Here is a 21,233-nt window from a genome sequence, read left to right as displayed (position 1 = left end):
GCGTTTTTTTATGTACGCTGTGCAGGCCCGACGATGGAGCCACGGATGACCACACCCCGCATCGCCTTCCTCGCCAGCCCCACGCCGGAGGCGCAGCAGGCGTTGGCCGTGCTGCAGGCCGTGCACGGCGCGCATGCGCCCGACCAGGCCGATGTCCTGTGCGCGCTCGGGGGCGACGGTTTCATGCTACAGACGCTGCACCGGCATGGCGCGCTGGGCAAGCCGGTGTTCGGGATGAAGCTGGGCACCGTCGGTTTCCTGATGAACCAGTACCGCCCTGACGGGCTGATCGAGCGCATCGCCGCGGCGGAACCAGCCAAGTTGCGCCCGCTGGAAATGACGGCGATGACCGAATCCGGTACATCGATCTCGTCGCTCGCGTACAACGAGGTGTCGCTGCTGCGCCAGACCCGCCAGGCTGCGCACATCCGAATCGACCTCAACGGTGAGACGCGGCTGGACGAACTGATCTGCGATGGTGTGCTGACCGCCACGCCGGCCGGCAGCACGGCATACAACTTCTCCGCCCATGGACCGATCCTTCCACTCGGGTCGAACACCATCGCGCTGACGCCGATCGCGCCGTTCCGCCCGCGCCGCTGGCGGGGCGCCATCCTCAAGGCCGACACCGAAGTCCGCTTCCGTGTGCTCGACCCGTACAAGCGACCGGTCAGTGCCACCGCCGATTCGCACGAGGTGCGCGATGTGGTGGAAGTGACCATCCGCGAATCGCGCGACCGACTGGTCACTCTGCTGTTCGATCGCGAACACAATCTCGAGGAGCGCATCCTCAGCGAGCAGTTCATGACCTGAGTCGCAATGTCTCCGGGACAGCGCGATTCCGCCGCACTGCGGCTTGCCGCCCTTTGCCGGCGCGTGTTATCCAGCGCCGCGTAGCGGTTCGGTTCGCATCCACCCGGGGAGGGGTTCCGATGCAGTTGACATGCACCTTGGCGATCTTCGCCTCTCTTTTTGCGGCCGATGCAGCCGCCTGCAACCTGTCTACCGGCACCGCGCCGTTCGCCATCGCCGCCGCTCCGTCGGCGGAGGCGGGCGTTGCCTTGCGCGCGCCGGCGCTGGAGATGGTCAGCCTGACACGCGGCATCAATGGCCGGGCATCCTGTGACGCCAGCGGTCTGCTGACATTGAGCGTGGAGTGGCCGCGGGGCACGGACTACAAACTGCGTGAGCTGGGCTTCGAGTTCCGCGTGGTAGGGGGCGAGGACAGGCTGTCCATCTTCCCGAAGGCCCCGGTGACCGGCCGCGTGGACGGGCGGCGAAGCGAGTTCGTCTTCCTCTGGCAGGACGGGCCACCGGCGCAGCAGCAGCCGATTGACCTGGTGGTGGAAGTGCGTGCGGTCACGCCGGACAACCGGCGCGGACCGCCGGCCCAGTTGCGCATCGCGGCGCCGCCGGGGAGCTAGCGTCTCACGCGGTGCGCGCGGATGACGGATACTGTGCGCATGGCCGACAACACTCCCCGCCTGCTTACCGTCGCCGTCACCTCGCGTGCGCTGTTCGACCTGGAAGAGAGCCACGCCCTGTACGAGCGCGAGGGCGTGCAGGCCTACAGCGACTACCAGCGCACGCACGAGGACGACGTGCTGGCGCCCGGCATCGCCTTCCCGGTGGTACGCAAACTGCTGGCACTGAACGCCGGCGCGCCGCCCGATACGCCGCGGGTGGAGGTGATCCTGCTGTCGCGCAACTCGGCCGATACCGGGCTGCGCATCTTCAATTCCATCCAGCACTACGGCCTGGGCATCGTGCGCGCCACGTTCACGGCCGGTGAACCCACCTGGCCTTACGTAAAACCGTTCGGCACCGACCTGTTCCTGTCGGCGAACCCGGAATCGGTGCGTCGCTCACTGGAACACGGCATCGCGGCGGCGACGATCCTGCCGGCCAGTGCGCCCCAGCAGCAACGCCACGAGCACCAGCTGCGCATCGCCTTCGACGGCGACGCGGTGATCTTCGGCGACGAGAGCGAACGCATCTCGCGCGAGCAGGGCGTGGAGGCGTTCGGCAAGCACGAACAGGCGCGCGCGCGCGAGCCGTTGTCCGGTGGTCCCTTCCGCAACTTCCTGTCGGCGCTGCACCAGTTGCAGCAGGTGTTCCCGGCCGATGAACGTTCGCCGATCCGTACCGCGCTGGTCACTGCGCGTTCCGCGCCGGCGCACGAGCGCGTGATCCGCACGCTGCGCGAGTGGGGCGTGCGGCTGGATGAAGCATTGTTCCTCGGCGGCCGCCACAAGGGGCCGTTTCTGGAAGCCTTCGGTGCGGACATCTTCTTCGACGACTCGCAGCACAACATCGAGAGCGCGCGCCGGCACGTCGCCGCGGGCCACGTACCGCACGGCATCGCCAATCCGTGACGACCGTCCCGGTGGGCCTGTCCGGGCGCCGCTGGACACCCCGATACGCATAGGCAGGAGCCGCTCCGCATCCGCGCGGAGTCCCGGGGGGGGGCGCCATGAGCCTGGAAGAACGCGAAGGTGGCCTGTGTCTGGTGTATCGCCGAAGGGAGTGCGGCGGCCAGCGGATCCTGGAGGAGAAGGTGTACGACCTGGGCCTGCCGGCAGCCGGCAGCCAGGTACTCGAACAGGGAGGTGAGGGACCCGATTTCTGGGCGTACGTGGGCCATGGGCGACGACTGTATTACGTCAGCTACTGGCTGCCCAACAAGATCCGGGTGATGCGCGTGCCACGAGAGGCGCGCGATGGGCTGGAGGTGCTGGCGCCCCATTACGCGCGCATCGGAGCGCGGCTGTACTGCAGGGGTGCCTGGGTGCCGGATGCCGCGGCGGACCGGCTTGAGGTGATTCCCGAAACCCGCTTTGCCCATGATGGCGAGCGCGTCTATGCCTTCACCGTCACCGAAGGGCTGGACGTGCTTGAGACCGCCTCGCCACCGTTCTACTTCCTGCCGCGTTGCGAATACTTCGCCGACCGCCGCTACTTCTACTGGCAGAGCACCTGGACGGGGAGGATCGAGCGCGTCAGTGGCCTTACGCGTGTGGAGGCATGCGAAACGAAAGCGGTCCTGCAGACCCTGCTCTGGCACCACACCGCCGCCCACGATGCACGCGAGCACGCCGCGCGCGCGCACGTGCTGGATCGCGTCCGCACGGTCGCCGAACTGTTTCGCCTGACGCTGCCGCGGGCTGGCGCGCAGTGGTCGGGTGCGCCGGTGGCGCACGCCTGATCGCGGGTGGCCTCAGAGCGGCAGGCGGATGTCGGTCAGCCGCCAGCGCAGCCCCTGGCGGGTCAGCACGAACACGACGGGATCTCCATCCTCGTCGTGCACGGTGGCAGTGAAGCGTGAGAGGGATTGGTAACGGTGCTCAGCCTGTTTCAAGGGATCGGCCGGCACCGCGGGCGCATAGGTGTCGCCTCCCACCGTTTCGCCGATGGCGCGCTTCCACGTCGCCCGCCCCTGCAGGACGGCCGCGATACCCATCGGCGTGACCAGCGTGTCCACGCCGCGGCCAAGCACCTGGTTGGCCAGGGACAGCGCGGCTGCGCCGACCAGGGTGGATGAGAGGTCCGGCCCGGCCTGACGCGCGAGATGATCCTCCACCTGTGCCCGCAGGTTGACGCGCAGCGCGGGAAAATCCACGTGCCGCTCCAGCCTGGCGGTGTCCTGCTCGGCCAGGGCGGTCCGGATGCCGTGCAGGGCCAGATAAGGGCCGGCCAGGACGTAGGCGGCCAACGCGACGATCGCGGCAAGCAGCAGGCCGATCACGAGCGACTTCTTCATGGGCAGGGCCTCAGGCTCAGAACTCCAGGTCCAGCGCGGCGCACAGGTAATCCACGAACGGCCCCAGCGCCTTGAGGTCGCCCGCCACGGTCTGCCGCAGGCGCGGCCCGGTCATCGTCGCATCGTCGAGCGAACGCCAGAACACGAAGTTGCGGTGCTTCAGATCCTCGATGAACTCGAAGTCGGTGGGAAATCCGCGCGGCGGACGCACCAGCTTCTCGCTTTCCTCAAACTCGAAGCGCCGACGGAAGGACGCATCGTGTGCGGCCTTCTTCCAGCTGCCCGGATTGTCCAGGATGAATTGCCTCACCCGGCGTTGCGTCTCGGGTTCCGGATGCCACAGGCCGGCACCGACGAAGCACTCCCCCGGCTGCAGATGCAAGTAGAAGGAGGGGGCCGGAACCTGCCGGTGGCGTTCGTGGTACAGGCGCGCGCCCTGCCACGACTTGTACGGCGATTTGTCGTTGGAGAAACGGGCGTCGCGATGGATGCGGAACAGCGAGCCGCCGACGGTCTTGGGGTCCGAGCGGAAGTGCAGGCTGACTGCCGCGAGGTCGGGCTGCAGGTCGGTCAGCAGCCGCAGGAACGGCTGGCGTACGTGGTCTTCGTACTGCGCCTTGTGGGCGTTGAACCAGGTCTTGTCGTTGTGGCGGGCCAGTCCGCGCAGGAACTTGAAGCTGGCATCCGAGAAGTAGGTGGCCATGTGCCGATTGTAGTCAGGCCGGCGTCAAATGACCGACAGGATGGTCCTCGATGCGGCTAGAGGCCCGCTTCCAGCTCCTGGCGCCACTGCTGCAGCTTGTCCAGCAGCGCCAGCCGCCCGGCATCGCCCCCGTGGCTGGCGCGCAGTGCCGACAGTTCGGCGTCGAAGCTCTCGAAGCTGTATTCCGACAGACCGCTGCCCGTCGCAAGGCGCGCGCGACGGTAGGCATCCCAGCGATCGCGCTCGTCCGCCGACAGCGTGCCGGGCCAGTTGCGTGCCCGGTACCGGAACAGCAGCTCCGGCAGGCGCGCATCGCGGAAGCCGAAATCGCGTTGTCCCAGCAACGCGGGGGGCGTCGTGCGCACGTCGGTGAAGCGCCGCTTGTCCGCATCGGCCAGGAAGCCGTCGTACAGCGAGGCGTCCACATCGCCGGGTGCGCTGGCGCGTTCGCCCGCGAACACCTGGCGCACCTTCTCCGCCAGGGCGGGGCCGGCCTGGCGCAGCGTCGCGGCGTGGCGCTCGCAGCGCGCCGGATCGATGCCCAGGCGGTCCATGTCCGCCGGACGCAGGTGCGACCATGCCACCAGGGCGGGGGATCGGTTCAGGTGCACTTCCTTCAGCGGCACGCGCTGTTCGCCCTCCGGCAGGTCGGCCGCCGGGGTATACAGCCGGTCGGCGATGTCGGCAGGCGTCATCGCCAGCAGCGGTGCCGGGTCGCTGTCCAGGTCGAACACCACCACGCGGTTGTCGATCCGCGGATGACGCGTCAACGGCAGCACTGGCGCCGCGCACAGCCGGCTGGCGGGGTAGCGCTGTGAAACATGCAGGACCGGCAGCATCGCGGTGGTATCCAGCAGGCGCGCGGCAAAGCGCTTGTCGCGCAGCTGCAGCGCGTAATCCCACAGGCGCGGCTGCGCCTGACGCATCAGTCGGGCCAGGCCGATGGTGGCGAAGACGTCCGACAACGCTTCGTGCGCGTCGCCGTCGCGGACGCGGTTGGCCAGCGCCAGGTGCTCGAGCCTGAACGAGGTGGCGCCGTCGTCCCGCCGCGGCCAGACGATCCCGTCGGGCCGCAGCGCGTGCATCAGCCGCATCACGTCCAGCAGATCCCAGCGCGAGTTGCCGCCGCGCCATTCGCGCTCGTAGGGTTCGTGGAAGTTCCGGAACAGCCCGTGGCGGACGAACTCGTCGTCGAAGCGCAGGCTGTTGTAGCCGAGGGTGCAGGTCTCGGGGCGGCCCATCTCGTCGGCGATGCGCGCGAAGGCCTCGGCTTCGTTCACGCCTTCATGCAGCGCCCGCTGAGGCGTGATGCCGGTGATCAGGGTGGCGATGGGCGAGGGCAGCAGGTCGTCCGCCGGCTGCACGAAGAAGCTGAGCGGCTCCTCCATCACGTCCAGCGCCGGCGTGGTGCGCACCGCGGCGAACTGGGCGATGCGACTGCGCCGCGGATCGGCGCCGAAGGTCTCCAGGTCGTAGAACAGGAAGCTTCCAGCCATCGCGGGCCTGCCTTCAGCGGTTCGTGGACATGGTGTGCTGCGCGACCCGCATGGAAATCGCTGCAAGAACGGCATGCCTGCCGAGAGCGATGCCTGTGCTCATCCCGGAATGTCCTCCAGCGGGGCCAGGGTGGCCACGACATCCGCGTCCACCGCGGCCCAGTCCAGCCCCTCCAGCGTCGCGCGCCCTTGCGTGTGGCGAACCAGCAGGTCGCGCTGCAGCTCGCTGCGGTGCCTGGCCAGGGAATACGGAATGCGCATGAAACTGACCATCGTGTAATGGGGGACGAAGCGGCCGGGGTGGCGCTGCTGCAGGGCCAGTTCCAATTCGCGCTGCAGCAGGAAACCCTGGTCGTCCACCTTGTCGCGCATCTCGACGTAGTTCTCCAGCGCCATCTGCTGGATGGCCAGCGCATCGGGCTTGCGCTCGGCTTCGAACGCAGCGAAGGCGGTGGCCAGGTCGTCGGTGGCCTGAAGGTGGCGTGCCAGGGCCACGCAGTCCTCGAACGCACAGTTCATGCCCTGGCCGTGGAACGGCACCATCGCGTGGGCCGCGTCCCCGAGCAGCACGGCCTGGCCGCCGAGATGCCACCGGTCCAGATACAGCGTGGCGAGCAGTCCGACCGGGTTGGTTTCCCAATCCTGTTCCAACTCCGGAATCAGTGGCACGGCGTCGGGAAAGTCGCGCAGGAACAGCGCCTTCGCCTCCGCCCCGGTACGCACGCTGGCGAAGCTGGGGTCGCCTTCGTTCGGCAGGAACAGGGTGACGGTGAAGGTGCGTTCGTCGTTGGGCAGGGCGATGCACATGTAGTGGCCGCGCGGCCAGATGTGCAGCGCATGGGGCTCCATCATGAAGCCGCCATCCGCGGCGGGCGGGATTTCCAGTTCCTTGTAGGCGTGGTCGAGAAACTCGGTCCGCTCGCCCAGGTCCTCGCGTGCCTGCATCGCCGCACGCAGCGAGGAGCCGGCGCCATCGGCGCCGACCAGCGCGGAGAAGGCGCATTCGATGCGACGGCCATCCCGATCATCGACGAAGCGCGCGACATGGGCATCGAAATCGACGCCTTCCAGCCGGTGGTGGAAATGCAGGCGTGCGCCGGCCTGTTCGGCCAGATCCAGCAGCGTGATGTTCAGATCGCCCCGATGGATGGACCAGATCACCTCGGAATCGTCGCGCCCGTAGCGTTGCAGCTGCTGACGGCCGTCCAGCGCGTGGACCATGCGTCCGCGCATCATCACGGCCTGGCGCATCACGGCGGTATCGGCATCGGCCATGCGCAGCGCATGGCGGCCACGTTCGGCCAGGGCCAGGTTGATGGAGCGGCCGCCCTCGTAGCCCTTCACGCGCGGGTCGCCGCGCTTTTCATGCACATCGACACGCCAACCCGCACGCGCCATCAGCGTGGCCAGCAGGGCGCCGGCCAGGCCAGCCCCGATGAGGGTGATGTGTCGCCGAGCGTCAGTGCCCACGATGTTTCCTCCGGGTCAGAAGCCCCGCCACGTCTCGACTTCCTCGACGAAGCGGTGGACATCCATGTAGCGGTTGTACAGCGGGGCAGGGGAAATGCGGATCACGTCCGGCTCGCGCCAGTCGCCGACCACGCCGACGGACATCAGGTAGTCGAACAGTTCGCGACCGCGGTCGCGCCCGCCCGCGACGCGCAGTGACAACTGCGCGCCACGCTGTGCCGGATCGGCGGGTGTGACGATCTGCAGTACATCGGCCAGGCGTGCGCGGATCAGCGCCTCCAGCAGGCCGGTCAGTTTGAGCGACTTGGCCCGCACCGCCTCCATGCCGCCGGCCTTGTCGAACAGTTCCAGCGACGCGCGAAGAGGCGCCAGCCCCAGGATCGGCGGGTTGCTCAGCTGCCAGCCTTCGGCCCCCGGCGTGGGCACGAAATCGGGCCCCATGCGGAAACGGGTGTTCTTTTCATGACCCCACCAACCCGCGAAACGCGGACGGTCCGTCTCCGCATGCCGCGCGTGCACGAAGCAGCCGGCGACGGCGCCCGGACCGGAGTTGAGGTACTTGTAATGGCACCACACCGCGAAATCCACCCCGCTGTCGTGCAGCCGCAACGGCAGGTTGCCCACCGCGTGGGCAAGGTCGACGCCGACCACGGCACCCTGCGCATGGCCGAGCCGCGCGATCTCCGCCAGATCGAACGCCTGGCCGGTGCGGTACTGGATGCCGGGCCACAGCACCAGCGCCAGGCGCGGGCCGTGTTCGGCGATGGCACGCTCGATGGCGGCCATCGAGAACGTGCCGTCCTGCTGGTCCGGCTCCACTTCGATCAGGTCCGTCGCCGGATCGAAGCCGTGGAAGCGGATCTGGGACTCCATCGCATGCCGGTCGGAGGGAAACGCACCGGCCTCCATCAGGATGGCCGGCCGCTCCGTGGTAGGCCGGTAGAAGCTCACCATCATCAGGTGAAGGTTGGCGGTCAGCGTGTTCATCGCGACCACCTCGACCGGCTGCGCGCCGACCAGTCGCGCCAGCGGCTCGCGTACCAGTTCGTGGTAGGTCATCCATTGCGCGCTGCCGGTGAAGTGGCCTTCGACAGCCTCGTTCGCCCACTTGTCCAGCACTTCGTTGATGTAGCTGCGGGCCCCCTTGGGTTGCAGACCCAGTGAGTTGCCGCAGAAATAGACCTGGTCGTTGTGCTTGTGGCGCGGGATCAGGAAGTCGTTGCGGAGCGGCCGCAGCGGGTCGGCGGCGTCGAGCGCGATGATGTGGGTGCGGGACAGCGGGTCGGTCATCGGGTTGGATAGGGTCGGTAAGTTGTAGGAGCGACGTCAGTCGCGACCGGAGAGTGTCGATAGCAATGGCATCGGATTGGCCGATTTCCCACGGAAAAAGTGAAAGTCGTCGCGATGTCCTGCCACACGGTCGCGACTGACGTCGCTCCTACAGGCAGCGCCATCATAGGAATCTCGACGCCGGCAGGCCCAGCCATTCCAGGGCCGTACCGTGATAGAGGCGTGCCTGCTGCGTGTCGTCGAGGCCGAGGGCCGCGATGCCCGCACCAGGCTCCTGTTCGCCCAGCGGGAACGGGTAATCGGTGCCCAGCATTACCCGCTCATGGCCGACGGTGTCCAGCAGGTAGCGCAGGGCACGCGGATCAGCGACCCAGGAGTCGAAATACACGCGACCCAGGTAGTCGCGCGGGTTGCGGGGGTTGTCGGTGGCCACCAGGTCCGGGCGCATGTTGAAGCCGTGCTCGATCCGGCCGATCGTGTAAGGAAAGCTGCCGCCACCATGGGCGAAACAGACCTTCAACCCCGGCAGGCGCTCCAGTACGCCGCCGAAGATCAGGCAGCAAGCCGCGCGCGACTGCTCCGCCGGCATGCCGACCAGCCACGGCAACCAGTACTTGGGCATCGACGCCGCGCCCATCATGTCCCAGGGATGCACCAGGATGGCCGCCCCCAGCTCGCTGGCCGCCTGGAAGAACTCGAACAGTTCGGGCGCATCCAGATTCCAGTCGTTGACGTGGCTGCCGATCTGCACGCCCTGCAGGCCCAGCTGGTCCATGCAGCGCTCCAGCTCCTGCACGGCCAGGCGCGGCGACTGCAGCGGCACCGTGCCGATGCCGGCATAGTGGCGCGGATAGTCGCGGCAGGCCGCGGCGGTGTGGTCGTTGAGCGCCTGGTGCAGCTCCAGCGCGTGGTGCGGTTTGGCCCAATAACTGAACATCACCGGCACGGTGCTGATGACCTGCACCTGCACGCCGAAGCGGGCGTAATCGGCGATGCGCTCTTCCGGATCCCAGGTCTTGGGCCAGATCTCGCGGAAGAACTTGCCGTCCTTGTAGATGCGGTGGCGACCATCATCGCCGTGATGGATTACCGGAAAACGCACGTCCCCGTACTTGGCGGCCAGGTCGGGCCAGTCGCGGGGCAGGAAGTGCGCATGGGTGTCGATCTTCAGCATCGTGGGATTGTAGGGGGGACGTGCGGGGAATTCGCGCTGCGGTGCCGAACGCGACCCGTCTCTGGAAGGGCGTTCGCCGTCATCGTTCCAGCGCGTCGGACACGCGCTCGCAGGCGGCGATCAGATCGTTGACCAGGCGTCGGTCGACGTCCACGTGGCCCTCGTATTCGGCCAGGTTGCGCAGGTCGTGCGCCTTGGCCAGGACGCGCCACACCTCGGGGCCCAGGCCCAGGGTATGCGGCAGCACCTGGAAGACGATGTAGCGGTGGCGGGCGCGGAAGCCTGCGCGGCGCAGCGCCGCCAGGCTCATCGCGTGCGCGGCGTTGTACGCCAGGTCAAAGCGGCTCTCCAGCGACAGCGCCTGGTTGTGGGCGTCGGCCAGGCGGGCCAGTCCCGAGCGTAGCAGGCCGGCGGTTTCCTTCTTGTCGGGCGGCTCCGGGCTGAGCGGGCCGCCGTGGGCGGCCAGCTTCTCAAGCGGCGAGGTCATCTTCGCCTCCGATCAGCCATTGCCGCGGCTGTTGCATTACCCGGCCGACGAAGCTGTTGCCGGCATCCAGGCGGCTGCGCAGTTCGTCGTGCGCGTACACGGTGGGATTGATCGGCCGGCCCAGCCGTTCCGCCACGGGATGCAGTGCCAGCATGATCTCGGCGTAAGCCAAGTCGTCCGCAATCACCATCAGGTCGATGTCGCTGCGGGCGGTGTCGCTGCCCTTGGCGATCGAGCCGTACAGGAACGCGGCATGGATGCGGTCGGACAGCGGTGCCAGCGCTTCGCGCAGCGGCTCGGCCAGACCGAAGGTCTTGCGGACGATGGAGACGAGTTCGTCGTGGATCGGGGCGTCGGGGTTGGCGCGATAGCGCTTCTGGTTGCCGACATGCTCGACGGTCAGCAGGCCGCTGCCGGCCAGACGGGCCAGCTCGCGCTGGACGGCGCCGCTGCCGGCACCCGTGGCCTGGATGAGTTCGTTGACCGCATAGCTGCGCCCTGACTCGCCGAACAGGCAGGCCAGGACGCGTTGCTGGGTGGTGGTGAACAGCGCCCCGGACAGGCTGGCGGCGGCATAACGCGCCGCGGCCTCGCTGACCTTCCCGGGACGGAGGGAGTCTTTCATGCCCATATCGGGCACGATAATGCCCAGATTGGGCAAGTGCAAGCTCAGGTGATGTCGGCCTGCGAGTCCGCCCGCATCTCGTAACGGCTCGGCCGGGGGTTCAGATGGCCGCAGGCCTTGCAGGTGCGCAGGTCGTCGTTGCGGTAGAACGCTTCGAACACGCGGAAGAAGTCCTGTTCGATGTCGTTGAGGTGGAAGTATTCCTCGTACACCTTGTGGTTGCAGCGCTCGCAGAACCAGAGCAGGCCATCGTCCTCGTGCGGCAGGCGTTTGCGTTCGATCACCAGTCCGACCGAGCCAGGCATGCGCTGCGGCGAATGCGGCACGCGCGGGGGCAGCAGGAAGATCTCGCCGGCGCGGAGCGGGATGTCGCGCGGGGCGCCATCCTCCTGGATGCGCAGCACCATCTCGCCCTCCAGCTGGTAGAACCACTCCGGGCCTTCTTCGTAATGGTAGTCCGTGCGCTGGTTGGGGCCGCCCACCACCATCACGATGAAATCCCCGTCGTAGATGCACTTGTTGCCGACGGGCGGCTTCAGCAGATGACGGTGCTCCTCGATCCAGGCCTGCAGGTTGAGCGGGTTCGGCAGCATGTCAGCGGCGCTCCGGCACGTGCGCGACGCACTTGAGTTCGATGGCGATGGGGGTGGGCAGGGCCGTGATGCCCAGCGTGGTACGGCATGGGGCCACCGCGGGATCGGGGAAATGGTCGGCCCAGACGCGGTTGTAGCCGCTGAAGTCGCCGTCCATGTCGGTCAGGTAGACAGTGACGTCCACCAGGTCATCCCAGCGGGCGCCGCTGGCCTCCAGCACGGACCGGACATTGGCGAACACCGCGCGCGTCTGCGCCTCGATGCCCGGAGGGATGGCGTCGGTGCCCGGATCACGCGGACCGATGCCCGAAAGGAACAGCAGGTCGCCGACCTGCCGCGCATGCGGGTAATGCCCGACCGGGCGGGGTGCGGCGGAGGTCTGCACGCCCTCACTCATCGCGTTTTCCCTTGGGCGGCACCGACGCGAGGGCGCGCTGGTAGGCGGGCTGCAGTTCGTCCTGCGCGGCCACATCCATGCCCAGTTCCCGCACGCGCCCGTCGAACAGGCTGTAGACCCAGCCGTGGACCGCCAGCGGCTGCCCGCGTGCCCATGCATCCTGCACGACGGTGGTCTGGCAGACGTTGAAGACCTGTTCAATCACGTTCAGTTCGCACAGGCGCGCGTGCCGCAGGGATTCGGTATCGACCTGCCCCAGCAGGTCCGCGTGCTTCATCGCCACATCGGCCACGTGGCGCAGCCAGTTGTCGGCCAGGCCCACGCGCAGGCCGGTCATGGCCGCATGCACGCCGCCGCAGCCGTAGTGGCCGACCAGCAGGATGTGCTCGACCTTGAGGATGTCGACGGCGAACTGGATCACCGACAGCGCGTTGAGGTCGCCATGCGACATCACGTTGGCGATGTTGCGATGGACGAAGACCTCGCCCGGGTCCAGCCCGAGGATCTGGTTGGCCGGCACGCGCGAATCGGAGCAGCCGATCCACAGATAGCGGGGGGACTGCTGCTGCGACAGCCGCTTGAAGAAGCCCGGGTCTTCCTGCTTGATGCGGTCGGCCCAGTCTCGGTTGTTCTGCAGGAGTTTCTCGAGTTCGGAAAGTTCGCTCATTCGGTGGGTTCTTCCTCAGCGTAATGCGATGCAGACGTTCTTGGGTTCGGTGAAGAACCGCATGGCGTCCAGGCCGCCCTCGCGGCCCAGGCCGGACGCGCCCATGCCGCCGAACGGCGTGCGCAGGTCGCGGGTCATCCAGGTGTTGATCCAGACGATGCCGGCGCGCAGTTGCGCGGCCAGGCGATGGGCGCGGTCCAGGTCGCGCGTCCAGACCGTCGCCGCCAGTCCATAGTCGCCGGCATTGGCCAGCGACAGCGCGTGCGCCTCGTCCTCGAAGGGCTGCAGCGTCACCACCGGGCCGAAGATCTCCTCGCGGTTGGTGGCCGCCTGCGGGCCCAGCCCTTCGATCACCGTGGGCGCGATGAACCAGCCGGGCCGGTCCAGCGCGTGCCCGCCGGTGAGCACGCGCCCGCCTTCGACGCGGGCACGGGCGATGCAGCCGAGCACCTTCTCGAAGTGCGCCTGCGACACCATCGCGCCCAGTCGGGTGGCGGGCTCGTCCAGCGGTCCGGCCTGCAGCGCGCTGGCGCGATCGATCAGAGCCTGGCGAAACTCGTCGTAGATCGCCTGCTGCACCAGCAGTCGCGAGCCGCACAGGCAGATCTGGCCGGCGTTCTGGAAGGCGGAGCGGAGCAGGGTGTCCAGGTGCGCGCGCCAGTCGCTGTTGGCGAACACCAGCGTGGCGTTCTTGCCGCCCAGTTCCAGCGAGACCTTCTTCAGCTGCGGCCCGGCCAGCCCGGCGATGCGCCGGCCCACCGCGGTGCTGCCGGTGAACGACACGGCCTTGACGGCCGGATGCAGCACCAGCGGTTCGCCCACGGCCGGCCCGCTGCCGTGCACGATGTTCAGGACGCCACGCGGCAGGCCGATCTCAGCCGCCATCGTGCCCAGCATCGTCGCGGTGGCGGGTGTGATCTCGGAAGGCTTGGCCACCACGGTGTTGCCGGCGGCCAGCGCGGGCGCGATCTTCCAGGTGAACAGGTAGAGCGGCAGGTTCCACGGCGATATCGCGGCCACCACGCCCAGCGGTGCGCGCAGCGTGTAATTGAGCCCGGCCTCGCCGTGGTGCGATTCGCTGGCGAACTGCGTGACCGCATGCGCGAAGAAGCGCAGGTTGGCGACCGCCCTGGGAATCTCGATGTCGCGCGCCAGCGCCAGCGGCTTGCCCGCATCGCGCGACTCCGCCGCCGCGAAAAGCGCCAGCCTGGCCTCCAGCGCGTCGGCCAGCCGTTCCAGCCAGCGGGCGCGGGCGCTGGGCGCCAGTGCAGCCCACGACGGAAAGGCCGCTTCTGCGGCCTCGACGGCCTGCAGCACCTCGGTCTCGCCGCCATCGGCGACCTCGGCGTAGACCTCGGCCGACGCCGGCTCGAAGACGGGACGCCAGGCGCCTGCGGGGCGCGGTTCGCCATCGATGAAGTGGCCGTAGCGTTCCATGCCCACTAGCTTAACCCGGCCAGCAAGCCCCTTTGGGGTCAGATGGACTGCATGCGGCCGCCATCGACGGCCAGGCTGACCCCGTTGATATAGCCTGCGGCAGGCGTGGCGAGGAAGGCGATCGCTGCCGCCACTTCATGGGCCTCCGCGAAACGGCCTGCGGGCACCGAGGCCAGCATCGCCGCACTGACGGCCGCTTCGTCCTTGCCGCTGGCCTGCACGCGGTCGCGCAGGATCTGCTCCAGGCGCCCGGTACGCGTGTAACCGGGCAGCACGTTGTTGACCGTGATGCCGTCGGCTCCCAGTTCCTTCGATAGCGTCTTGGCCCAACTGGCGACGGCGCCACGGATCGTGTTGGAGACGCCGAGGTTGGCGATGGGTTCCTTCACCGAGGTGGAGACCACGTTGATGATGCGGCCCCAGCCGGCGGCTCTCATGCCGGGCACCGTCAACTGCGCGAGCAACTGGTTGGCCAGCAGGTGGCGGTGGAAGGCGGCCAGGTAGTCGTCGGCAACGGCATCGATGGCGCGCCCGCCGGGTGGGCCGCCGGTATTGTTGACGAGGATGTGGATCGGGCGGGCCGCGGCAAGTGCCGACACCTTGGCCTGCAGTGGCCCGGCGTCGGCTACGTCCACGTCGATGCCGTCGTGGTGCTGATCACCAGGGGTACGGGGCAGGGCCGCCATCGCGTCCGCCAGGAGGTCGGCGCGACGCGCCAGCAGGGTGACGCTGGCGCCCAGCAGCGCCAGTTCATGGGCAGCGGCGCGGCCGATGCCTTCGGAGGCGCCGCAGACGAGGGCATGCCGGCCGGTGAGATTGAGGTCCATACGAGGCTCCAGGACGGAACTGAAGCGAGTGTAGCGTTGTGGCAGCGACGGGAGTCGCGATGACCTCCCTTCATCCAGGCGCGGGGCCGGGATACCGCTTCGCGAACTACGCCGCGCCCACGTCGCCTGCCCGACGGGCCAGGCGCTCGCGCATGAGGTCGGCGACCGCCACGTTGTCTTCACCGCCGAGCCGCTGCAGTGCGGCGGCGGCCCCCTCGACATTGGCGGCCGGATGGTTCTGGCTGAGCTTGAACTTCAGCTCGACGCGGTCGACCATGAAGCGGAATCCGATGATCCCGCGCAGCTGACGGACATGATCGTCGCGGTCGTGTTCGAAGCGCCAGTCGTTGCCGACCCGGGCCTCGTTCGCCTGGCTCAGGCGATCCACGATCGAAGCCAGCTGATCGGTGTCCTCGGTACTCTCCAGCCTGCCGTGCAGATGGGCGACGGCGTAATTCCAGGTCGGCACGCGGGCCGCCTCTTCCTTGTCCGCGTACCAGCCCGGCGACAGGTAGGCGTGCGGACCATGCACGATCACCAGTGCGGGCCCTGCATGGCGCGCCTGCGGATTCGGACGGGCCCAATGCCCTTCGATCACGATCCGGTCGCCGTCGCGCGCATACAGCACGGGCAGATGGCTGACAAAAGGCAGCCCATCGGCCACGGTGACCAGGGTGACGAAGGCGTCGCGCTCGATGAGCCGGTCGAGTCCGGTCAGGTCGGTTTCTGCAAACGCGCGCGGCGTGTACATCGCCGGGTCAGGCGCGGGCGCCGAGCGACTGCACCATCAGCGGCACCAGCGTGGCATCGTCGTCGCCCTGCGGCGGCTGTACCCCGCCCAGCGAGAAGCCGCGTGCCAGGGCGTCGTCCTCGTCCAGGCCGTCGAACGCCACGAACTCGGCATCGAACAACGCTGCGCGGGCGCTGTCCTCGCTGTCGTAGGGCAGGGTGTTGCCGTCGCTGTCCAGCACCTCGGCGGTCCCCGCTTCCAGTACGCGCAGGCGGGCCCAGATCAGCGTGCGGCCGAGCGAAGCCAGGTACCAGTCCTCACGGAGAAACGGGGTCATGCGAAGGCCTCCGCCCACAGCGCCAGCAGGCCGGCCATCGCCAGCCCGACGAAGATCACGCACAGCGAGATGCGTGCCGGTGTCGCCAGCCCAGACAAGGAGGTGTCGGGGATGCGGCGGTAGTCGCCCGACAGCAGCCAGCGCAGGGCGACAGGCTTGAGGAAAGCGCCTTCGCCCCATTGCGCGCCCAGGGCCGCATGGCGGTCGCGGACGTGTACCAGCGTCAATGGCCAGAAGATGACGAAGGCGCAGAAGCCTGCGATGGCCACGCCGACGAAGCAGAGCGCGAAGAACAGGAGCATCAGAACTCCGCGTTGCCGGGAGCGCGCGGGTAGGCGATCGCGTCGCGGATGTTGGACAGCCCGCAGACGTAGACCACCAGCCGCTCGAAGCCCAGGCCGAAGCCGGCGTGCGGCACGCCGCCATAGCGGCGGAAGTCGCGGTACCACTGGTAGTGCGCCGGATCCAGGCCGAACTGGGCCATGCGCGCATCCAGCACGTCCAGGCGCTCCTCGCGCTGGCTGCCGCCGATGATCTCGCCGATGCCCGGTGCCAGCACGTCCATCGCGGCGACGGTGCGGCCGTCATCGTTCAGGCGCATGTAGAAGGCCTTGATGTGCTCGGGGTAGTTCATCACCACCACCGGACGGCCGACGTGCTCTTCGGTCAGCCAGCGCTCGTGCTCGGTCTGCAGGTCCAGGCCCCATTCGACCGGGAAGTCGAACTTCTTGCCCGACTTCTGCAGCAGGTCGATCGCATCGGTGTAGTCGATCCGCTCGAATGGCGCGTTGATGAACGACTCCAGCCGGGTGATCGCATCCTTCTGCACGCGCTCGGCGATGAAGGCCATGTCGTCCGCGCGCTCCGACAGCACCGTGCGGAACAGGTACTTCAGGAAGTCCTCGGCCAGATCGGCGTCGGCTGTCAGGTCGGCGAATGCGATCTCGGGTTCGATCATCCAGAACTCGGCCAGGTGGCGCGTGGTGTTGCTGTTCTCCGCGCGGAAGGTCGGGCCGAAGGTATAGACCTTGCTGAGGCTGAGGCAGTAGGCCTCCACGTTCAGCTGGCCGGACACGGTCAGGAAGGTCTCCTTGCCGAAGAAGTCGCGCGAGAAGTCCACCTCCCCCTTGCCGTTGCGCGGCAGGTTGGCCAGGTCCAACGTGGAGACGCGGAACATCTGCCCGGCGCCCTCGGCGTCGGAGGTCGTGATGATCGGGGTGCTGATCCAGTAGAAGCCGCGCTCATGGAAGAAGCGGTGAACCGCCTGCGCCAGGCAGTGGCGGATGCGGGTGACCGCACCGAACAGGTTGGTGCGCGGACGCAGGTGGGCGAACTCGCGCAGGTACTCCAGCGAGTGTTGTTTGGGCTGCATGGGGTAGGTGAGCGGGTCCTCGACCCAGCCGACCACCTCGATCGAAGACGCCTGGATCTCGTAGCTCTGGCCCTGGCCCTGGGAGGCCACCAGCGTGCCGGTGGCGATGACCGAGCACCCGGTGGTCAGGTGCTTGATCTCGGATTCGTAGTTGGGCAGCGAGTCGGGCGCCACCACCTGGATGGGCGCGAAGCACGAACCGTCGCTGACGTTGACGAAGGACAGGCCCGCCTTTGAATCGCGCCGCGTGCGCACCCAGCCGCGCACCGTGACCTCGCCGCCGGCCGGGAGCTTGCCCGCCAGCGCATGTTCGACGCTCACCACCGTCATGGCTTGAATCCTTCGGTAACAGACATATTTATGGAACGCGGAGTTTAGCAAGAGCCGCACGGCCGACGGTGCGCCCGCGGCTATAATTCCCGGTGTCGCACAGGAGCAGCCCATGGCCATCACCCTTACCCCCGTCGCCCTCGAACGTGTGCAGCGTTTCGTCGCGCAGACGCCGGGCGCCCTGGGCCTGCGGTTCGGCGTGACCCGTACCGGCTGTTCCGGCTGGGGGCATGTGGCCGACCTGGCGCGCGATGAACGCGAGGGCGACACGGTGTTCGAGTTCGACGGAGTGAAGATCTACGTGGACGCGACCAGCCTGCCGCTGGTCGATGGCACGGAGATTGATTTCGCCAAGCAGGGCCTGTCCGAGACCTTCACCTTCCGCAACCCCAATGCGGCGGCCGAGTGTGGCTGCGGCGAGAGCTTCACCACGTCGGCGGACGCCGCCTGATCCATGTCCAGGGGCAGGACTTGCCCCTAAGTGACTGACCTGCCATACTTTCCGGCTACCGGTTGCCCGTCAGGCATCCGGATCCTTGCCCCACCGCGTCCGTTCCGGGCGTTCGGGGGGCTGTTCCGCCCGCGGGATACCCCGTCGGGCCCACATCCGAAAGGTGAAAACGATGCGTCACTATGAAGTCGTGTTCCTGGTCCATCCGGACCAGAGCGAGCAGGTGCCGGCCATGATCGAGCGCTACAAGGCGCTGATCGAAGGCGGCAACGGCAAGATCCACCGTCTGGAAGACTGGGGCCGCCGCCAGCTGGCGTACCCGATCCAGAACCTGGTGAAGGCGCACTACGTGCTGCTCAACATCGAGGCCGACCAGGCCGTGCTGAACGAGCTGGTCGAAAGCTTCCGTTTCAACGATGCGGTGCTGCGCAACCTGGTCATCAAGCGCGATGGCCCGGACACCGAGCAGTCCCTGATCATGAAGAACAAGGACGAGAAGGGCGACAAGCCCGAGCGTGGCGAGCGTCGTCGCCGTGACGACGAGGAAGGCGAGGCCGGCAACGCCGCTTCGACCGAATCCGACAACGCCGAAGCCGCCTGAGGAGACCACCTATGTCCAAGTTCTTCCGTCGCCGCAAGTTCTGCAAGTTCACCGCCGAAGGCGTGAAAGAGATCGACTACAAGGATCTCAACACCCTGCGCCAGTACCTGACCGAGAACGGCAAGATCGTGCCGAGCCGCGTCACCGGCACCAAGTCCCGTTACCAGCGTCAGCTGTCCACCGCGGTCAAGCGCGCCCGTTTCCTGGCGCTGATCCCGTACACGGACAACCACGACGTCTGAGGGCGAGGAGTGAGTGGCGGCTTCGCCGCGAGGAGTGAGTGATGAGGGTGTTCTTCCTCACTTTTCACTCCTCCGCACTCACTTCTGGCTTCAAATCCCGTCCATTCGGACAGCAACAGTTGCGGCCGCAAAGCGGCCGCTAACGAATCGGAGATACACGATGGAACTGATTCTTCTGCAGAAAGTGACCAACCTGGGCGTCCTGGGCGACAAGGTCAACGTCAAGCCGGGCTACGGCCGCAACTACCTTGTGCCGCAGGGCAAGGCCGTGCCGGCCACCGCCGCCAACGTGGCCGAGTTCGAAGCCAAGCGCGCCGAGTACGAAGCCAAGGCCAAGGCCGTGCATGACGAAGCCGAAGCCCGCGCTGCCAAGCTGGAAGGCGCCAGCGTCACGATCACCGCCAACGCCGCCACCGAAGGCAAGCTGTTCGGCTCGGTCGGCCCGCGTGACATCGCCGACGCCTTCACCGCCGCCGGCCTGCCGCTCGAGAAGAGCGAGGTCATCATGGGCGAAGGCGCGCTGCGCAACATCGGCGAGTACGACATCGTCGTGAAGCTGCACGCCGACGTGCAGACGACCGTGAAGGTCGTGGTGCAGGCCGAAGCCTGATCGATCCGCGCATCGCTGCATGATGCCGACAGACGGGCGCCGCAAGGCGCCCGTTTTGTTTGGTGGGTCCACCCGCGTCGCAGACGCTGAGATGCCCACCGGTTATCCACATACTTATCTGCAACACCCAGGGGCACGGACTGCCTACCATGTCCGGCCGTGCGGCCATCGCCCCGCATGCGCCGCAGGAGCCCGTAACGCCCATGTCCGCACGCACCGGTTTCCGCCAGGATCCCCACGACGCCCGCATCGAACAACTCCGCGTGCCGCCGCACTCCATCGAGGCGGAACAGGCGGTGCTGGGCGGCCTGATGCTGGCGCCGGAAGCCTACGACCGCATCAACGACAAGCTCACGGCCAACGATTTCTATCGCCGCGACCACCAGCTGATCTATCGCGCCATCGCGGAACTGGCCGAGAAGAACCGCCCGTTCGATGCGGTGACGCTGGGCGAATGGTTCGAGTCGCAGGGCCACATGGACCTGGTCGCCGGCGGCGCCTATCTGGTCGAACTGGCCAGCACCACGCCATCGGCCGCCAACATCGCTGCCTATGCCGAGATCGTCCGCGACAAGGCGGTGATGCGCCAGCTGATCGAAGTGGGCACCGAGATCGTCAACGACGCTTTCCAGCCCGAGGGCAAGGAAAGCGACGAGATGCTGGCGATCGCCGAGCAGAAGGTGTTCGCGATCGCCGAACAGGGCGCGCGCGGCCGCACCGACTTCGTGGCGATGAACGATGCGCTGAAGGACGCCTTCGAAGTACTGCGTGTGCGTTCGGAGAGCGGCGGCACCGTGACCGGCCTGCCGACCGGCTACACCGAATTCGACATGATGACCGCCGGCCTGCAGCCGACCGACCTGGTGATCCTGGCGGCCCGCCCAGCGATGGGCAAGACCACGTTCGCCCTGAACATCGCCGAGTACGCTGCCATCAAGTCGAAGAAGGCCGTAGCGGTGTTCTCGATGGAAATGTCGGCCGGCCAGCTGGCCATGCGCCTGATCTCCTCGGTGGGGCGCATCAACGCCACCCGTCTGCGTACCGGCCAGCTGGAGGACGAGGACTGGAGCCGCGTCACCAGTGCCATCCGCATCCTCAAGGACCAGGCCAAGGTCTTCATCGACGACACGCCCGGCCTGTCGCCCGACGTGCTGCGCTCCAAGGCGCGCCGGCTGAAGCGCGAGCACGACCTGGGCCTGATCGTGATCGATTACCTGCAGCTGATGTCGGTGCCGGGCAACAACGAGAACCGCGCCACCGAGATCTCCGAGATCTCGCGCTCGCTGAAAGGCCTGGCCAAGGAGCTCAACGTGCCGGTGATCGCGCTGTCGCAGCTCAACCGCTCGCTGGAGACGCGTACCGACAAGCGCCCGGTGATGGCCGACCTGCGCGAATCCGGCGCCATCGAGCAGGACGCGGACATGATCGTCTTCATCTACCGAGACGATTACTACAACAAGGAAACCTCGCCGGATAAAGGTCTGGCCGAGATCATCATCGGCAAGCAGCGTTCGGGCCCCACCGGTTCGTGCAAGTTGCGCTTCTTCGGCGAGTACACCCGCTTCGACAATCTGAGCCACGACAGCATCGGCGCCTTCGAGTAGGCCGCAGCCCTCAACGCCATGCGCGGGGCG

General features: G+C 67.6%; 26 protein-coding genes. 9 read left to right on the top strand and 17 right to left on the bottom strand.

The window, feature by feature from the left end; translation table 11 throughout:
- The first annotated feature begins 45 nt into the window (after window positions 1–45).
- The 4 genes from V8246_RS15435 to V8246_RS15420 all read left to right on the top strand — a co-directional run bounded on the left by V8246_RS15435 (window position 46) and on the right by V8246_RS15420 (window position 3,205).
- Window positions 46–813, top strand: coding sequence for an NAD kinase (locus tag V8246_RS15435; RefSeq protein WP_336189993.1), 768 nt, complete (start codon window positions 46–48; stop codon window positions 811–813).
- A 119-nt stretch (window positions 814–932) separates the two neighbouring features.
- Entirely contained in the window at window positions 933–1,424 is a 492-nt protein-coding gene (locus tag V8246_RS15430) for a hypothetical protein (protein ID WP_336189992.1), read from the top strand.
- A 39-nt stretch (window positions 1,425–1,463) separates the two neighbouring features.
- Window positions 1,464–2,375: a 5'-nucleotidase gene (locus V8246_RS15425; RefSeq protein ID WP_336189991.1), complete on the top strand. Its 912-nt coding sequence runs from the start codon at window positions 1,464–1,466 to the stop codon at window positions 2,373–2,375.
- A gap of 98 nt (window positions 2,376–2,473) precedes the next feature.
- Window positions 2,474–3,205, top strand: a complete 732-nt coding sequence (locus V8246_RS15420; RefSeq protein WP_336189990.1) for a hypothetical protein — start codon at window positions 2,474–2,476, stop codon at window positions 3,203–3,205.
- Between the two features lie 12 nt (window positions 3,206–3,217).
- On the opposite strand, the gene V8246_RS15415 is transcribed toward V8246_RS15420, so the two are convergent.
- From V8246_RS15415 to asnS, 17 genes are all read right to left on the bottom strand, one after another.
- On the bottom strand, window positions 3,218–3,760 hold the full coding sequence (locus V8246_RS15415) for a DUF2939 domain-containing protein (protein WP_336189989.1): 543 nt from the start codon (window positions 3,758–3,760) through the stop codon (window positions 3,218–3,220).
- A gap of 16 nt (window positions 3,761–3,776) precedes the next feature.
- Window positions 3,777–4,463: a DUF2461 domain-containing protein gene (locus tag V8246_RS15410; protein WP_336189988.1), complete on the bottom strand. Its 687-nt coding sequence runs from the start codon at window positions 4,461–4,463 to the stop codon at window positions 3,777–3,779.
- Between the two features lie 56 nt (window positions 4,464–4,519).
- The gene (gene sbcB / locus V8246_RS15405; RefSeq protein ID WP_336189987.1) at window positions 4,520–5,959 is read right to left on the bottom strand and encodes an exodeoxyribonuclease I; all 1,440 of its coding nucleotides are present in this window, start codon (window positions 5,957–5,959) and stop codon (window positions 4,520–4,522) included.
- A 99-nt stretch (window positions 5,960–6,058) separates the two neighbouring features.
- On the bottom strand, window positions 6,059–7,429 hold the full coding sequence (locus V8246_RS15400) for an NAD(P)/FAD-dependent oxidoreductase (protein ID WP_336189986.1): 1,371 nt from the start codon (window positions 7,427–7,429) through the stop codon (window positions 6,059–6,061).
- A 15-nt stretch (window positions 7,430–7,444) separates the two neighbouring features.
- The gene (kynU, locus tag V8246_RS15395; protein ID WP_336189984.1) at window positions 7,445–8,719 is read right to left on the bottom strand and encodes a kynureninase; all 1,275 of its coding nucleotides are present in this window, start codon (window positions 8,717–8,719) and stop codon (window positions 7,445–7,447) included.
- A gap of 163 nt (window positions 8,720–8,882) precedes the next feature.
- Window positions 8,883–9,893 carry an amidohydrolase family protein gene (locus V8246_RS15390; protein ID WP_336189982.1) on the bottom strand — a complete coding sequence of 337 codons (1,011 nt, stop codon included), beginning with the start codon at window positions 9,891–9,893 and terminating at the stop codon, window positions 8,883–8,885.
- A gap of 79 nt (window positions 9,894–9,972) precedes the next feature.
- Entirely contained in the window at window positions 9,973–10,380 is a 408-nt protein-coding gene (locus tag V8246_RS15385; RefSeq protein ID WP_336189981.1) for a hypothetical protein, read from the bottom strand.
- Entirely contained in the window at window positions 10,364–11,005 is a 642-nt protein-coding gene (locus V8246_RS15380; protein ID WP_336189980.1) for a nucleotidyltransferase domain-containing protein, read from the bottom strand. The genes V8246_RS15385 and V8246_RS15380 overlap by 17 nt, the downstream gene beginning before the upstream one ends.
- A 44-nt stretch (window positions 11,006–11,049) precedes the next feature.
- Entirely contained in the window at window positions 11,050–11,598 is a 549-nt protein-coding gene (locus V8246_RS15375; RefSeq protein ID WP_336189979.1) for a 3-hydroxyanthranilate 3,4-dioxygenase, read from the bottom strand.
- A 1-nt stretch (window position 11,599) separates the two neighbouring features.
- Window positions 11,600–11,995 carry a RidA family protein gene (locus V8246_RS15370; RefSeq protein WP_336189978.1) on the bottom strand — a complete coding sequence of 132 codons (396 nt, stop codon included), beginning with the start codon at window positions 11,993–11,995 and terminating at the stop codon, window positions 11,600–11,602.
- Complete coding sequence (gene can, locus V8246_RS15365; protein ID WP_162108846.1) at window positions 11,988–12,662, bottom strand: carbonate dehydratase; 675 nt, start codon at window positions 12,660–12,662, stop codon at window positions 11,988–11,990. The genes V8246_RS15370 and can overlap by 8 nt, the downstream gene beginning before the upstream one ends.
- A gap of 15 nt (window positions 12,663–12,677) precedes the next feature.
- Window positions 12,678–14,099 (bottom strand): aldehyde dehydrogenase, encoded by a 1,422-nt coding sequence (locus V8246_RS15360; protein ID WP_336189977.1) that lies wholly within the window; start codon window positions 14,097–14,099, stop codon window positions 12,678–12,680.
- 38 nt (window positions 14,100–14,137) lie between these two features.
- Window positions 14,138–14,926: an SDR family oxidoreductase gene (locus V8246_RS15355; protein ID WP_336189976.1), complete on the bottom strand. Its 789-nt coding sequence runs from the start codon at window positions 14,924–14,926 to the stop codon at window positions 14,138–14,140.
- Between the two features lie 106 nt (window positions 14,927–15,032).
- Complete coding sequence (locus V8246_RS15350; protein ID WP_336189975.1) at window positions 15,033–15,677, bottom strand: FMN-binding negative transcriptional regulator; 645 nt, start codon at window positions 15,675–15,677, stop codon at window positions 15,033–15,035.
- A gap of 7 nt (window positions 15,678–15,684) precedes the next feature.
- Window positions 15,685–15,993: a hypothetical protein gene (locus tag V8246_RS15345; RefSeq protein WP_336189974.1), complete on the bottom strand. Its 309-nt coding sequence runs from the start codon at window positions 15,991–15,993 to the stop codon at window positions 15,685–15,687.
- Window positions 15,990–16,295, bottom strand: coding sequence for a hypothetical protein (locus tag V8246_RS15340; protein WP_336189973.1), 306 nt, complete (start codon window positions 16,293–16,295; stop codon window positions 15,990–15,992). The genes V8246_RS15345 and V8246_RS15340 overlap by 4 nt, the downstream gene beginning before the upstream one ends.
- Window positions 16,295–17,695 carry an asparagine--tRNA ligase gene (gene asnS / locus V8246_RS15335; RefSeq protein WP_336189972.1) on the bottom strand — a complete coding sequence of 467 codons (1,401 nt, stop codon included), beginning with the start codon at window positions 17,693–17,695 and terminating at the stop codon, window positions 16,295–16,297. Before asnS ends, V8246_RS15340 begins: the two co-directional genes overlap by 1 nt.
- 112 nt (window positions 17,696–17,807) lie before the next feature.
- Between asnS and V8246_RS15330 the strand changes: the two genes are divergently transcribed.
- The 5 genes from V8246_RS15330 to V8246_RS15310 all read left to right on the top strand — a co-directional run bounded on the left by V8246_RS15330 (window position 17,808) and on the right by V8246_RS15310 (window position 21,203).
- Entirely contained in the window at window positions 17,808–18,146 is a 339-nt protein-coding gene (locus V8246_RS15330) for an iron-sulfur cluster assembly accessory protein (protein ID WP_253459964.1), read from the top strand.
- Window positions 18,147–18,318: 172 nt separating this feature from the next.
- On the top strand, window positions 18,319–18,747 hold the full coding sequence (gene rpsF, locus V8246_RS15325; RefSeq protein WP_185896030.1) for a 30S ribosomal protein S6: 429 nt from the start codon (window positions 18,319–18,321) through the stop codon (window positions 18,745–18,747).
- Window positions 18,748–18,758: 11 nt separating this feature from the next.
- Window positions 18,759–18,989: a 30S ribosomal protein S18 gene (rpsR, locus tag V8246_RS15320; protein WP_055942998.1), complete on the top strand. Its 231-nt coding sequence runs from the start codon at window positions 18,759–18,761 to the stop codon at window positions 18,987–18,989.
- Between the two features lie 160 nt (window positions 18,990–19,149).
- The gene (gene rplI / locus V8246_RS15315; protein WP_336189971.1) at window positions 19,150–19,599 is read left to right on the top strand and encodes a 50S ribosomal protein L9; all 450 of its coding nucleotides are present in this window, start codon (window positions 19,150–19,152) and stop codon (window positions 19,597–19,599) included.
- Window positions 19,600–19,802: 203 nt separating this feature from the next.
- Window positions 19,803–21,203 carry a replicative DNA helicase gene (locus V8246_RS15310; protein ID WP_162108856.1) on the top strand — a complete coding sequence of 467 codons (1,401 nt, stop codon included), beginning with the start codon at window positions 19,803–19,805 and terminating at the stop codon, window positions 21,201–21,203.
- Window positions 21,204–21,233 lie beyond the last annotated feature (30 nt).

Source organism: Pseudoxanthomonas sp. F11, from assembly GCF_037046485.1.
Taxonomy (GTDB): domain Bacteria; phylum Pseudomonadota; class Gammaproteobacteria; order Xanthomonadales; family Xanthomonadaceae; genus Pseudoxanthomonas_A.
This window is presented reverse-complemented; position numbering and strand designations above follow the sequence as displayed.

What these genes read in the sequence shown, in the direction of transcription:
- V8246_RS15435 (WP_336189993.1), top strand. Translation starts at nt 46, where the DNA reads ATGACCACACCCCGCATCGCCTTCCTCGCCAGCCCCACGCCGGAGGCG.
- rpsR (WP_055942998.1), top strand. Translation starts at nt 18,759, where the DNA reads ATGTCCAAGTTCTTCCGTCGCCGCAAGTTCTGCAAGTTCACCGCCGAA.
- V8246_RS15350 (WP_336189975.1), bottom strand. Translation starts at nt 15,677, where the DNA reads ATGTACACGCCGCGCGCGTTTGCAGAAACCGACCTGACCGGACTCGAC.
- V8246_RS15420 (WP_336189990.1), top strand. Translation starts at nt 2,474, where the DNA reads ATGAGCCTGGAAGAACGCGAAGGTGGCCTGTGTCTGGTGTATCGCCGA.
- V8246_RS15430 (WP_336189992.1), top strand. Translation starts at nt 933, where the DNA reads ATGCAGTTGACATGCACCTTGGCGATCTTCGCCTCTCTTTTTGCGGCC.
- V8246_RS15425 (WP_336189991.1), top strand. Translation starts at nt 1,464, where the DNA reads ATGGCCGACAACACTCCCCGCCTGCTTACCGTCGCCGTCACCTCGCGT.
- rplI (WP_336189971.1), top strand. Translation starts at nt 19,150, where the DNA reads ATGGAACTGATTCTTCTGCAGAAAGTGACCAACCTGGGCGTCCTGGGC.
- asnS (WP_336189972.1), bottom strand. Translation starts at nt 17,695, where the DNA reads ATGACGGTGGTGAGCGTCGAACATGCGCTGGCGGGCAAGCTCCCGGCC.
- V8246_RS15360 (WP_336189977.1), bottom strand. Translation starts at nt 14,099, where the DNA reads ATGGAACGCTACGGCCACTTCATCGATGGCGAACCGCGCCCCGCAGGC.
- V8246_RS15415 (WP_336189989.1), bottom strand. Translation starts at nt 3,760, where the DNA reads ATGAAGAAGTCGCTCGTGATCGGCCTGCTGCTTGCCGCGATCGTCGCG.
- V8246_RS15330 (WP_253459964.1), top strand. Translation starts at nt 17,808, where the DNA reads ATGGCCATCACCCTTACCCCCGTCGCCCTCGAACGTGTGCAGCGTTTC.
- sbcB (WP_336189987.1), bottom strand. Translation starts at nt 5,959, where the DNA reads ATGGCTGGAAGCTTCCTGTTCTACGACCTGGAGACCTTCGGCGCCGAT.
- V8246_RS15370 (WP_336189978.1), bottom strand. Translation starts at nt 11,995, where the DNA reads ATGAGTGAGGGCGTGCAGACCTCCGCCGCACCCCGCCCGGTCGGGCAT.
- V8246_RS15345 (WP_336189974.1), bottom strand. Translation starts at nt 15,993, where the DNA reads ATGACCCCGTTTCTCCGTGAGGACTGGTACCTGGCTTCGCTCGGCCGC.
- rpsF (WP_185896030.1), top strand. Translation starts at nt 18,319, where the DNA reads ATGCGTCACTATGAAGTCGTGTTCCTGGTCCATCCGGACCAGAGCGAG.
- V8246_RS15355 (WP_336189976.1), bottom strand. Translation starts at nt 14,926, where the DNA reads ATGGACCTCAATCTCACCGGCCGGCATGCCCTCGTCTGCGGCGCCTCC.
- V8246_RS15385 (WP_336189981.1), bottom strand. Translation starts at nt 10,380, where the DNA reads ATGACCTCGCCGCTTGAGAAGCTGGCCGCCCACGGCGGCCCGCTCAGC.
- V8246_RS15390 (WP_336189982.1), bottom strand. Translation starts at nt 9,893, where the DNA reads ATGCTGAAGATCGACACCCATGCGCACTTCCTGCCCCGCGACTGGCCC.
- kynU (WP_336189984.1), bottom strand. Translation starts at nt 8,719, where the DNA reads ATGACCGACCCGCTGTCCCGCACCCACATCATCGCGCTCGACGCCGCC.
- V8246_RS15375 (WP_336189979.1), bottom strand. Translation starts at nt 11,598, where the DNA reads ATGCTGCCGAACCCGCTCAACCTGCAGGCCTGGATCGAGGAGCACCGT.
- can (WP_162108846.1), bottom strand. Translation starts at nt 12,662, where the DNA reads ATGAGCGAACTTTCCGAACTCGAGAAACTCCTGCAGAACAACCGAGAC.
- V8246_RS15310 (WP_162108856.1), top strand. Translation starts at nt 19,803, where the DNA reads ATGTCCGCACGCACCGGTTTCCGCCAGGATCCCCACGACGCCCGCATC.
- V8246_RS15340 (WP_336189973.1), bottom strand. Translation starts at nt 16,295, where the DNA reads ATGCTCCTGTTCTTCGCGCTCTGCTTCGTCGGCGTGGCCATCGCAGGC.
- V8246_RS15410 (WP_336189988.1), bottom strand. Translation starts at nt 4,463, where the DNA reads ATGGCCACCTACTTCTCGGATGCCAGCTTCAAGTTCCTGCGCGGACTG.
- V8246_RS15380 (WP_336189980.1), bottom strand. Translation starts at nt 11,005, where the DNA reads ATGAAAGACTCCCTCCGTCCCGGGAAGGTCAGCGAGGCCGCGGCGCGT.